This is a genomic window from Flocculibacter collagenilyticus (assembly GCF_016469335.1).
In the GTDB taxonomy this organism is placed as follows: domain Bacteria; phylum Pseudomonadota; class Gammaproteobacteria; order Enterobacterales; family Alteromonadaceae; genus Flocculibacter; species Flocculibacter collagenilyticus.
Genome location: NZ_CP059888.1, coordinates 2,915,024 through 2,927,377 on the forward strand (window position 1 = coordinate 2,915,024; position 12,354 = coordinate 2,927,377).

Annotated in this window: 9 protein-coding genes; all 9 read left to right on the forward strand. The window is 38.7% G+C overall.

The genetic code is table 11. The features are described from left to right. The first annotated feature begins 156 nt into the window (after positions 1-156). The 9 genes from HUU81_RS12965 (at position 157) to HUU81_RS13005 (ending at position 12,325) form a co-directional block, all read left to right on the forward strand. Positions 157-591, forward strand: a complete 435-nt coding sequence (locus HUU81_RS12965; RefSeq protein WP_199609340.1) for a hypothetical protein — start codon at positions 157-159, stop codon at positions 589-591. After that, on the forward strand, positions 551-3,481 hold the full coding sequence (locus tag HUU81_RS12970) for a ligand-binding sensor domain-containing protein (RefSeq protein ID WP_199609341.1): 2,931 nt from the start codon (positions 551-553) through the stop codon (positions 3,479-3,481). Before HUU81_RS12965 ends, HUU81_RS12970 begins: the two co-directional genes overlap by 41 nt. 250 nt (positions 3,482-3,731) lie before the next feature. Beyond that, on the forward strand, positions 3,732-4,058 hold the full coding sequence (locus HUU81_RS12975; protein WP_199609342.1) for a hypothetical protein: 327 nt from the start codon (positions 3,732-3,734) through the stop codon (positions 4,056-4,058). A gap of 163 nt (positions 4,059-4,221) precedes the next feature. Then, entirely contained in the window at positions 4,222-5,652 is a 1,431-nt protein-coding gene (gene miaB / locus HUU81_RS12980; RefSeq protein ID WP_199612063.1) for a tRNA (N6-isopentenyl adenosine(37)-C2)-methylthiotransferase MiaB, read from the forward strand. A 51-nt stretch (positions 5,653-5,703) separates the two neighbouring features. Further along, positions 5,704-6,828 (forward strand): PhoH family protein, encoded by a 1,125-nt coding sequence (locus tag HUU81_RS12985; protein WP_199609343.1) that lies wholly within the window; start codon positions 5,704-5,706, stop codon positions 6,826-6,828. After that, on the forward strand, positions 6,825-7,319 hold the full coding sequence (gene ybeY, locus HUU81_RS12990; protein ID WP_199609344.1) for an rRNA maturation RNase YbeY: 495 nt from the start codon (positions 6,825-6,827) through the stop codon (positions 7,317-7,319). The genes HUU81_RS12985 and ybeY overlap by 4 nt, the downstream gene beginning before the upstream one ends. 20 nt (positions 7,320-7,339) lie before the next feature. Beyond that, positions 7,340-8,218: a CNNM family magnesium/cobalt transport protein CorC gene (gene corC, locus HUU81_RS12995; protein WP_199609345.1), complete on the forward strand. Its 879-nt coding sequence runs from the start codon at positions 7,340-7,342 to the stop codon at positions 8,216-8,218. Continuing rightward, positions 8,211-9,785 carry an apolipoprotein N-acyltransferase gene (gene lnt / locus HUU81_RS13000; RefSeq protein ID WP_233520501.1) on the forward strand — a complete coding sequence of 525 codons (1,575 nt, stop codon included), beginning with the start codon at positions 8,211-8,213 and terminating at the stop codon, positions 9,783-9,785. Before corC ends, lnt begins: the two co-directional genes overlap by 8 nt. Before the next feature lie 125 nt (positions 9,786-9,910). Beyond that, positions 9,911-12,325, forward strand: coding sequence for a PilZ domain-containing protein (locus HUU81_RS13005; protein WP_199609346.1), 2,415 nt, complete (start codon positions 9,911-9,913; stop codon positions 12,323-12,325). The last annotated feature ends 29 nt before the right edge of the window (positions 12,326-12,354 follow it).

Here is a 12,354-nt window from a genome sequence, read left to right on the forward strand (position 1 = left end):
TTCATTAGATTACAGGCATTTTCATTGAATTAAGTGTAACATTAAGGCTTAGAAAAGTACTTTGCATATCTTTGTTTTTTTTATCTTTTGAGCTAAAGTATTGAGGCTGGTACTAAAGGTTTATATCAGCTAAAAATCACTCAAATGGAGGTGGCTATGTCTGCTACAAAAATAAGAAAGATTGAAGATTTAACTTTCGAATACGATAAAACCGTTAAACATAACACAACTAAGTTAAGAGCAAAATCCGACCGCGCAACCGTTTCAAAGTTTGTTGCAGATTTAGTACTACCAGATGACTCAATCCTTACGGTAGATATAAGTTTTGATAGTGATACTTGCTACCATAACAACGCAATGGTTATCATGGACGACTTTGGTGCAGAGTTAGTCGCTGATGCTTTCGAAACACGCTACGGACTAGAAGCTGCAAACTTGGTTAGAGAAAAGTGGTATAACAAAGAAAGTAATGACGACCCACGTAAACCAACATTCATGTTTGTTAAAAAACCGACTAAGCCTCTGCAACGTCCTAAAATTGTTGTCGCTTGTGGTAAAGAAGATCACCAGCCTGACAGACCAGAGTATTAATCACTTTAAACGCCAATATCTTGTTGGCGTTTTTGCGTTCTTTTTATGTGTGGTGTGCTTATTTCCACTCAATATATTTGCACATATTCAGCCTGTTCAGGCATTTCACGATCAAACTCAGATTAAACGCTTTTTACAAGACAGCAATGGATTTATTTGGTCACTAGGTCAAAGCGGCTTAAAACGATTCGATGGTTTTGAAACCATTAACTTCTCCATGCAAGGTCCCTACAAACTTCCATTTTCTTGGATCAAGGATGCGCTTATTGTTCAAAACATGATGTATATCGCTACTGAAAATCGTGGGTTATGGCAATTAAATCTTAATAACTTCAAGTCAAAACAACTACTTAACTTCGAGCAAGCATCTAATCTGGAACGCTTAAAATTTCATGCCGATAGCTTATATATCCTCGGCCGAGAAGGGTTTAGCCAATACAATATTGCTAAAGCGCAATACAGTATCTTATCTAAGCAATATACCTCCTTATTTGCCGATGTATTTGGTGATAGCATCTATTTTTCAGATGAAAATAGGATGATAAAGTTTCATATAAAAAGTGGCACTTACTCTGTTGCCGCCACTTTTAAACAAAAAATAAACGAGATTGTGGCCTCAAATGATGTGCTGATGGTAACGGCTGGAAAGCATGTCGCCTTTCTCAATAACACTACTTTGTCAGATGAGAAGGATATTCAGCCCGCTAAGCTAAAGATTGAAAGTCCAAACGCAGAATATACCAAACACTTTAAAGCAGCACCTCTAACCAAAGTAATCTTACCTACTCCTGTAAGCTCAGCCACGTTTACAGATGAAACTAAAGAGTTTTTACTTTCATTAAGTAATGGGGAATTAATCACGTTATCTAGCAAAACATTTACGCGGGTAGCAAACCGTTACGATATTGGTAGCGCAAAAAATGCAACTGCAATGCTAATTGACCGAACAAATTCACTATGGATTGCGAGTAGTTCAGGGGTATCTCCAAACGTAAAACTCCCTTTTCGTTTGCACAACATTAAATTTCCTGTCAAAAACAATGAAATAGATATGCTTATAGCAAATGACATTATATGGTTAGGCAGTAATGGTGCAGGACTTTTTCGCTATGACATAGATGCTAAAGAGCTTATACCTGATGCCATCTTTAATTCAGCAGTACCAAACGCAAGAATTAATGAATTTAGTGAGCACAACGGCAACTTATATATACCAACCTATGAAGGCGTGTATAAGTACACTCCTGAGACTGGTCGTGTATCCAGATTAATTAAAGAATTCGATGACCAACTGTTTCTTTCTTCACAAATCATCAATGACAAACTTTATTTAGGGTGCAATGAAGGTGGCTTGGCAATCGTTGACTTAAGCACTAACACCTTAATCCACCACATCAAAGAAGGAGCAAATGAGTTACTTTCTGGTGAAGTATTAACAGCAAGTCATGTTGGCTCTGAAATATGGGTTGCTACAGCAAAAGGCATTAATGTTTTAAACGCAACTAACCACACCCTCAAATCAACGGTTACATTACCCACACACGCAAAGGTAATCGCTGTTACAGCCATTAATAATAAAATCTACGTATCAACTTATGGCGATGGTTTGTATGTATTAAATCAAGCTGGTGAGCTAATTAATCGCTTAAATACCAGCTCTAAAGTTTTATCTGCTAAGCCGTTAAACTCTGAATTGTACGTTACAACGCGAGAAGGGCTGTATATTGTCGATACAACCACAGACACCTTTACACAGCTAGCCGGCTCAAGACAGCTAACCTTTTCCTCTCCCATGTTTTTACATAACGACAAGCTAATTGGTGCTGGTTTTTTTGGACTGGTTGAAATACCCGTGAAACGCAGTCAAGAAATTATCACCCGCCCTGCTATCACCCGCATCACTCACAATGGTAATACGCTTTTTAACAAGCATTCTCTTAGTTTAGAGTCGAGCAAAGACGTGGTGTCTTTTAATTTATCTAGCTTTGATTACCGTGATTCAAATGCAATGCGGTTTAAATACCGATTAAACGAAGGTCAATGGAATGAAATTTCTGGCCATTCACTTACCTTAACACAACTACAACCTGATGATTATTTACTTGAATTCAAAGGCGCAAACGCATTAGGAAATTGGAGTGCAGAAAGTACCTTCGCAAGACTTACCGTTTTAATTCCTTGGTATAAAACATCATTAGCAATAACGCTTTATATCTTAATAGCGCTAATTACAGTAGCGTTAATTATTTGGGTACTACAAATGAAAGTGAAAAATGCCCATAATCTACAGCAGCTGTTGTCGAATGAAATATACCTAAAAGGACACTCCATCGAACAAATCAAATATAACTTTAACCATATTAAGCAATATATTAAGTCCCAAAATACAGCCGCAATCGAGCAAGTATGTAACGACAGCTTGGCGTTATTAACAAAACAGCAAGACGAAATTGTGCCCAGCCAGCTTGCAGATAAAAACTTAAAAGACGGGCTTTGGTATTTTGCAAACTATTTACAAGAGTATTTCGACGTTAATATTACGCTTGATAACCACTTCTCACAATCAGCATTACCCACTGACATCCAGCAAGATGTGTATCGCATGGTTTATGAAGCCGTTTCATTTGCTATACACCAGTCTTTCGATCGCTCATTTAACTTGCGACTCGTCAACGTTCACTCTTCATTTCTTATTGAATTATTTGATGAAGGGGAAGGATTACTAAACTTAAAAAATGAGTTAAATAGCCATTTAGGTTTATTCATTCTTAAGTCGTTGATTAAAAAGTACCAAGCGAAACTAGACTGCTCTACGCATTACAATCACGGCTCTTACATGTGTATCAGCTTTAGCTCAGAACGAATTATTCCAGTACATAAAGAGTATTAAACAAGAGGTATTTTTTTACCATTTTATTGCTATTAACTTGGATGAATAAACCTAAGTTAACTATACTTCCCACTCAGCTAAAGCAACACCCACTTATGCGATAAAACGCATAAATTTATCGACGGCTATTCAAGTTGTAACAAGGCGCAAGTTATTCGCGCTTTAGACATAACTAGATACATCTATACATCTTTTAATTTTTAATTTCATATATTCTTAATAATACATTTTAAGGTTAATTGGGTGACTTATGAGATACATTATCGCAGTAGCATTAGCAGGAACACTTTCGTTTACAAGCCTCACACCAGCTACCGCAGCTGATAACGAGCCGGTGCCACAACGATATACCTTTACATACGACTTTGAAAACCAACAAGACGGCGTAACCTACTATACAGACCAAGCACGGCAAGAAGTGCATTACCAAACTGTTTTGGATGTATTAACAAGGGCTTATTCTATGCTAAACAACCTACCTAATGAGGGTGCATATGTGCTTGAGCCAAAAGAAGAGCCGGTTTCGATACCAAGCGCTTCAAAAGCTAACGATACCCCCGTGCTTGATGAAGATTAATTTGAAGAGACTTACAACAGCAATACAACGCCAAACAATTCAAGCTGTTAGCTAGCAGCTAAAATATACTGGTAGTCATCGCACGAAAAGTATAAAATACGCCTCCCTCGAAAGAGGCTGATTTTTGAACAATTCAACTAATTGCGATGTAACGGTATATTTAATGGGTAAAAAACTGCATATTAAAACTTGGGGCTGCCAAATGAACGAGTATGACTCGCAGAAAATGGCCGATCTTTTAGATGCAACACATGGTTACCAATTCACGGAAGAAGCGGAAGATGCAGACGTAATACTGCTAAACACGTGTTCTATTCGTGAAAAAGCACAAGAGAAGGTATTCCACCAGCTTGGGCGCTGGAAAACACTTAAAGATAAAAATCCCAATATCGTGATTGGCGTTGGCGGTTGTGTTGCTTCACAAGAAGGCAAGGCTATCAGACAGCGTGCACCATTTGTTGACATCGTTTTTGGTCCTCAAACACTTCATCGTTTACCAGAAATGATTAAAGACGTTCAATCTGGTGATAAAGCCGTTGTAGATGTCTCATTTCCAGAAATCGAAAAGTTTGATCGCCTACCAGAACCTAAGGCTGAAGGTCCTTCCGCGTTTGTATCCATCATGGAAGGGTGTAGCAAATACTGTACTTTCTGTGTAGTACCTTATACTCGCGGTGAAGAAGTTAGTCGTCCATTAGATGATGTATTATTCGAAGTTGCTCAGCTTGCCGATCAAGGCGTGCGCGAAGTGAACTTACTTGGGCAAAATGTAAACGCTTATCGTGGTGAAACGCATGACGGCGAAATATGCTACTTCTCAGACTTATTACGTTATGTTGCTGCTATAGATGGCATTGACCGTATTCGTTATACCACTTCGCATCCAGTTGAATTTACTGACGATATTATTGATGCTTATGCAGACATACCAGAACTAGTAGATCACTTGCATCTACCGGTACAAAGTGGTGCTGATCGCATTCTTAACTTAATGAAACGTGGACACACAGCGTTAGAGTATAAGTCTCAAATTAGAAAGCTTCGCAAAATCCGTCCGAATATTAGTATGTCATCTGACTTCATCATCGGCTTTCCAGGTGAAACAGAGGCTGACTTTAACGCGACTATGAAGTTAATTAATGATATTAAATTCGATCATAGCTTCAGCTTTGTATACAGCGCTCGTCCGGGTACACCGGCAGCAGATCTGCCTGATGATGTTAGCGAGGAAGCTAAAAAAGAACGCCTGTACTTCTTACAAGACACCATCAACCAACAAGCACAGATCATTGCACGTCAAATGCTAAGCACTGAGCAACGCATTCTTGTTGAAGGGCCATCTAAAAAGAATCCTATGGAATTAAGAGGCCGAACTGAAAACAACCGAGTGGTGAATTTTGAAGGACCACACAGTGTAATTGGTCAGTTTGTTGACGTTGAAATTACTGATGTTTTCACTAACTCATTACGTGGTGAACTAGTCCGCACTGAAGCAGATATGGACTTGCGTAAAGATGTTGCTCCAAGTGACATTTTATCGAAACAAAACGTTGAGCAAATTGATGAAATTGGGGTTGCAACTTTTACCCCATAGTTTACATTAACACTATAACGCTCATATTTTTGAACGAGGAATATATTACTTTTGAGTAATCAGTTAAAAACGAGAGAAGTTCATCTCGAACCCGCAGAGCAAAGCCGATTGGTCAGTCTCTGTGGGCCATTCGATGATAATATCAAGCAAATTGAACGCCGCTTAGGTGTTGAAATTACCTACCACGACAACCTATTTAAAGTAATGGGCAAAGCATTAAACAGCGATGCAGCTGTTGATATCTTAAAGTCACTGTATATTGACACCCAAAGCAGAAATGGTAGCGCGTCAGACATTGAACCTGAACAAGTTCACTTAGCCATACAAGAAAGCAAATGCTTAGAGCATAATGGCGAAGACTTATATGTAAAAGAAGCCGTTATCAAAACAAAGCGTGGTGTAGTTAAACCTCGTAATGAAAATCAAAGTGGCTACGTACATAACATTTTCACGCATGACATTACTTTCGGTATTGGTCCAGCTGGTACAGGTAAAACCTATCTGGCCGTTGCCTGCGCAGTTGATGCACTTGAGCGCCAAGAGATTCGTCGCATTTTACTTACTCGACCAGCAGTAGAAGCAGGTGAAAAGTTAGGCTTCTTACCGGGTGACTTGTCTCAAAAAGTCGATCCATACTTACGTCCTTTATACGATGCTCTGTTTGAAATGCTAGGCTTCGAAAAAGTAGAAAAGCTCATCGAGCGCAATGTTATTGAAGTGGCACCCCTTGCATATATGCGTGGTCGTACGTTAAACGATGCTTTTATTATTTTGGATGAAAGTCAAAACACGACTGTTGAACAAATGAAAATGTTCTTAACCCGTATTGGTTTTAATTCAAAAGCAGTCATCACAGGTGACATTACACAGATTGACTTACCAAAAGGGGCAAAGTCTGGTTTACGTCATGTTATTGAAGTGCTTAGTGATGTAGATGAAATTAGCTTTAATTTATTCCAATCAAAAGATGTGGTTCGTCATCCGGTGGTTGCCCGTATTGTTGAAGCTTATGAAGAGCATGATGAAAAATCACGCCTTGAAAAAATAGAAAAAGCAAAAGCATACAAACTTGAGCAACAAGCAAATCAAAAAGCTGGCACCACAATAGCAAGTGTTGACTCAACCAAGACCTCTAGTCAAGAACTTGAAGCTACGCCGAGCAAGGAAGTGTCGTGAGCGCCATAGTAGATCTACAAGTGGCTTGCGACAACACTAACTTGCCTCATCAAACGGACATTACTAAGTGGTTAAACGTCGCGATTAATGCAGTTCATCAGCTAAGTGAAGCTGCTAGCAATCCCCCTTCCAGCTACGAAGTTACCGTACGGATTGCTACGCCAGAAGAGAGCCAACAACTTAACAGTGAGTATCGAGGAAAAGACAAACCAACCAATGTGTTATCTTTTCCCTTTCAAGCTCCTCCTGGTATACAAATAAATTTATTAGGTGACTTAATTGTTTGTGCCGATGTTGTTGAGCATGAAGCAAAACAGCAAAATAAGCCGCTAAATGCACATTGGGCACATATGATTATTCATGGATGCTTGCATTTACAAGGTTATGACCATATAAATGATGAAGATGCTGAAGAGATGGAAGCATTGGAAGTAAAAATATTGGCTGACTTGGGTATTGATAACCCTTATCAGATTAACGATTCAGTATAGTTGGAGTATTAACAACACTAATGAGCGACGAAAATCCTCACTCTAGTAACGGTTCTTCAAATAAAACATGGTTAGATAAAATTGCCACCATGTTTCAAGGAGAACCGCAAAAAAAAGAAGATCTGGTTGACGTTATTCATGACGCAGAGCAACGAGACCTAATAGATCCACAAACCAAAGAAATGATTGAAGGGGTACTTGAAGTATCTGACATGCGTGTACGTGAAATCATGATCCCACGTTCGCAAATGGTGACTATCGATATCGATCAATCATTAGAAGAGTTTCTTCCTATTGTACTTGAATCGGCTCACTCACGTTTTCCAATTATTAATGAAGACAAAGATCACGTTGAAGGCATTTTATTAGCAAAAGACTTGTTATCATATGCTTTTAAACAAGAAACCAATGTAAACCTTGCCGACGTTATCCGCCCCGCTGTCATCATTCCTGAATCAAAGCGTGTTGATATTCTATTAAAAGAATTCAGACAAGAGCGCTACCATATGGCGATTGTAGTTGATGAATATGGCGGTGTATCAGGCCTCGTTACCATTGAAGATATTCTTGAGCTCATAGTAGGTGAAATTGAAGACGAGACTGATGTGGAAGTCGAGCACGAAGACATTAAAAAAGTGGCTAAGCACGTATATACTGTTCAGGCACTAACCCCTGTGGATGAATTCAACACTTTCTTTAACTCTACTTTTGATGAAAGTGATGCCGATACGATTGGTGGTATAGTGCTTCATGCATTTGGCCACATGCCAGGTCGGGGTGAAACAATCGAAGTGAATGATTATTTGTTCAAAATAATGAGCGCTGATAATCGTCGCATTCAACAATTGCAAGTAACCATCCCTAAGGCTGAAGTGTTGTTAGAACACCAAAGTGACTAATATCAAGCTACTGGCTAACCTGCCTTTTAAAGTAAAATGGCTCTTAGTGTTATTAGCGGGTGTATCCAATACACTCGCTTTTGCACCTTTTTCAATTTGGCTTATCGCCTTTATCACCCCCGTTGTATTTTTACTTTTTATCGAGCAAGCTTCGCCGAAACAAGCTGCATGGCTCGGCTTTGCTTATGGCATAGGTTGGTTTGGGGCTGGTATTAGCTGGGTGCATGTTAGTTTAGATTTATATGGCGGCTTACCTCTAATCGGTTCACTATTCTTGATGCTACTGTTAGTTAGTTATCTAGCTTTATTCCCTGCCCTTTTCAGTTATATTTTGCAGCGTTTTATAAGCCAACCTCAGTGGCGAATTTTAGCTATTCCTACACTATGGCTTTGTACTGAGTATTTAAGAGGCACCCTACTTACAGGCTTTCCTTGGCTAACACTTGGCTATTCGCAACTCAAAGGGCCATTTTCTGGCATTGCTCCTATTATGGGTGAAGTTGCTATTAGCTATTTTATACTTTTATGTAGCGCACTTATTGTAGCTTTTGTTACACAACCCCATTACCGTAAAAACATATCAGGTTTATTGGTATCCCTTATCACAATCACTATTGTAAGTTCACAATTAAGCTGGACTAAAAATACGGAAGAAAAAGCGAATATTGTTTTAGTGCAAGGAAACATAAAACAGGAATTACGCTGGGCACCTGAACAAGAGTGGCCAACGATGCTGAAATATTTGGATTTAACACGACCTTATTATAGCAATGCCGACTTGATTATCTGGCCTGAGGCAGCAATCCCGCAATTAGAACCCCTAGCACAAGATTTTTTAGATAGCTTAGATAAGTCATTAATTTTCAATAATACTGCACTAGTTACAGGAATAACCGACTACCAACGCTTTCCTAAGGCGATTTATAATAACTTAGTTGTTGTAGGTAAAAAGTTCTCTGATGATGAGAAACAAAGTTATTATTATGGTCACGGCAATCGCTATAGTAAGCACCATTTACTGCCTATTGGCGAGTTTGTTCCATTCGAAGATTGGCTACGCAATTTAGCGCCAATCTTCGACTTACCTATGTCGTCGTTTACGCGTGGTGATTATCAGCAACCTAGCTTAGTGGCTAATGGCTACCAATTAACGCCGGCAATTTGCTTTGAGGTGGCATTTTCCAGTCAAGTACTCGCCAACTTCAAAGATGACACAGACTTTCTCTTAACCGTTTCAAATGATGCTTGGTTTGGTCAGTCCCACGGTCCGCATCAACACCTTGAGATCGCGCAAATGAGAGCACTGGAACTTGGCCGACCTTTTCTTCGCGCAACAAACACTGGAATTACTGCAGTCATTAACGCCAAAGGTGAGGTTATTAAGCAGTTGCCACAATTTAAAGAAGGTGTATTAACTACAGAAGTTAGTTTAGTAAAAGGTATGACCCCTTTTGCTAGGTATGGTCACACTCCAATAATAGTGTTAGTTATAGCTGGTATATTTTTACTTATAATTCAATATATTACAAAGAATAGTAAAAGAATTGCAAAACGCTCTTCTTGTTAAGCGTATAAAGCGCACTTTGGTTTTCCACAAACTTCGACTGTTCAAAAATTAATAAGTATTGAGCTATCAGCCATTTAGGTTTAAGCTGAAATGAAGTGGAGTTACGCGAGCAATATCAGTCGTCAATGAATCGTTCCCAACATGAGCAACGTAAAGCAATCATAGAACGCAATAAACAGGTAGTTGATGAGTTAATTAGTCATGTTTTTGAGTCTAATTTTCAGCAAGTACTTAGCGATCAACTTGTTAATGTCCCTGAAAAAGAAAGAAAGATCGTCAAAATGGAGGTCATTCGACAATCCAAGCCGTGTACTCGTCCTTTTGCCACTACCAACACAAGCTACGAGTCAAAAGAATTTCAGTGCGGTGAAATTCGCTGCATTGTTGACACTATTAGCGAGCAAATCCTAAGAGATAAACTCAAACAGTGGCACAATAAATATACAGTCGGTGTATATGAAGCCGCGACAGATCCCACCCTATATAAGAAATATGAAAGCCAATATTTACTACAGAGTGAAATGGCTTCATTTCAGTTATCTTGTATACAAGCAGGTGTAAAGTTTGATTTGCACGAACCGCAGTACACTTGCAAATACCAAAGTAAAGTCAGCACCAAAACAATACAAGTGCATGCCAATATATGCGCTATTTCAAGTCAATCTTGTACGATTAAAACCCAATATCCCGCCGAGTTTATTACAGGGGAAACCGTTCATATTGATGTATCCAAAATGCTTGATGAACCGCCCGACGAGCCATGGGTGTTCAAATACCAAGTAGTTAGTACTAATCGTTTAAAGAATGAATGTTACCTTACCTGTCGGTTAGTTAGCACTGATTGCGAAGAGTGGATAGCATTTATCAAACAATGGCTTGAAGACAATAAAAAGAAACAAAAAGTCTTCCCTAATCCATACTCAGAGCTTGCTTATGAAGCCAGTTTTTGCGATTTACTCCAAAAAGAATCAAAATGGCTACCCATATTTATTGGAATAAATGAAGGTAAAGCCAAGCTAAAATTTGTATTAGAAACTAACCAAAACAAAACCACATTTAGTAATTTCAAAACTGAAAATGATGACATTGCATTAAGTTCTATTTTTGATGTAGCCATATTGAAGCGGCTACTAAAAGATGGCAATGCCATTATTCTAAAGCTAACAACCAAGATAAAAGGTAAAACGATTTTTATTGCTGATACCTTAAGCAACTTAGTACAAAACAACACCCTCGACTTATTCATCAATTACGGTTTATTAAAAGGGGAAATTCATTGTTATCTCGCTAGAATGGCTTCACTTAATAAAACGCAAATTAACGACGCCATTGCTCAAGCAAGAAATGCAGGCGCAGAGATTGATGAGGCATCACTTAATAATTTAGCTGAAGACTTAAGTGAAATCACTCACATGATTTCACTACTACCAGTTCCTTGGGTGTTTAAAGAATTAACTTCACAACCTTTTAATCGTGAAGAGATTAAACAACTTAATGAACTGATTAAAAAACGTCGTCAAGAGGTCTTAACACGTGTTTCCACGCAACTATCAGAGTTAAGAAGCGAAAGCCGCTACTTTTATGAAATTGCTGGACAAATAATACATAACAACGAACATTATCAAGGCCATACGCTTGATATTTCCGTTTCAGGAATGCGCATCGAGCTGGAGGAGCCAATCACGATTGCTAAAGGGGAATATGTAGAAGTTGAGTTTACCGAATTAAAAAAAGCGCAAAAAAAATTAAAAATAAAAAGTCTCGTTTATGAAGTTATGTTCATTTCTGGTGGTAGCCGTATACTGCACTTGCGTGTAAAGCCTGATACTCAGAAATCAGTCAAGCCATTGCTAGAGTATTTCATTGAGCAAAATCAATCATCATTAAGTATCGACGATTACATTAACAAGCTCATGTTTACTTCAGCTTGCCTCAAAAATGTATTTACAGCGCACTATCCAGGAACTGCATTTACAGTCGCAAAACCCAGAATTGGAAAAACAAAATTTGACCGCATGCTATTTTCCGATTCAGCATTTATTGAACCACGCTTTCTAAAACAAATTAGTGAGGCTAGCGAGCTAACCGCCAGCGTTTTCCCCGCATTTTGCGAATTAAGAAGTAAACGAATTCATATTTTACCGCTGATGAAGTCATCCTCTTTTATTAAAAATGAAGATGATGTGATTTATATGGAGATCAATCAGAGAGGTGTTGTCAGCCGTAAGCAAGTCCGCTCCGCATTGTCATCAAAATTCAGGCGAGCCAGCTTTATTAAGCAAGCTCAGCAAAAAGGACAATTTGCCGCGTTATGGTATAGCGTGATCCCTACTGAAATCGAACGTACAACCGCACTAAATAACGCGTTAGAACCATTAAAAAAACAAGATAGGCTCATGCTTAAAGCCATTAATGATTCTTTAAATGAGATTGTTGGGGTCATGGAGGTCGTTGTTATGACAGATATTGAAATCGCGTTGCTAGAAAGACAAGAAAGTCAGCGTAACCAACCAGATATTCTTGACTTAGATTTGCCCTAGTTTGTAAAGTAACCGCTAGCAAACCTGAA

Coding starts and splice junctions, on each gene's coding strand:
- miaB (WP_199612063.1), top strand. CDS start 4,222: ATGGGTAAAAAACTGCATATTAAAACTTGGGGCTGCCAAATGAACGAG.
- HUU81_RS13005 (WP_199609346.1), top strand. CDS start 9,911: ATGAATCGTTCCCAACATGAGCAACGTAAAGCAATCATAGAACGCAAT.
- corC (WP_199609345.1), top strand. CDS start 7,340: ATGAGCGACGAAAATCCTCACTCTAGTAACGGTTCTTCAAATAAAACA.
- HUU81_RS12975 (WP_199609342.1), top strand. CDS start 3,732: ATGAGATACATTATCGCAGTAGCATTAGCAGGAACACTTTCGTTTACA.
- HUU81_RS12965 (WP_199609340.1), top strand. CDS start 157: ATGTCTGCTACAAAAATAAGAAAGATTGAAGATTTAACTTTCGAATAC.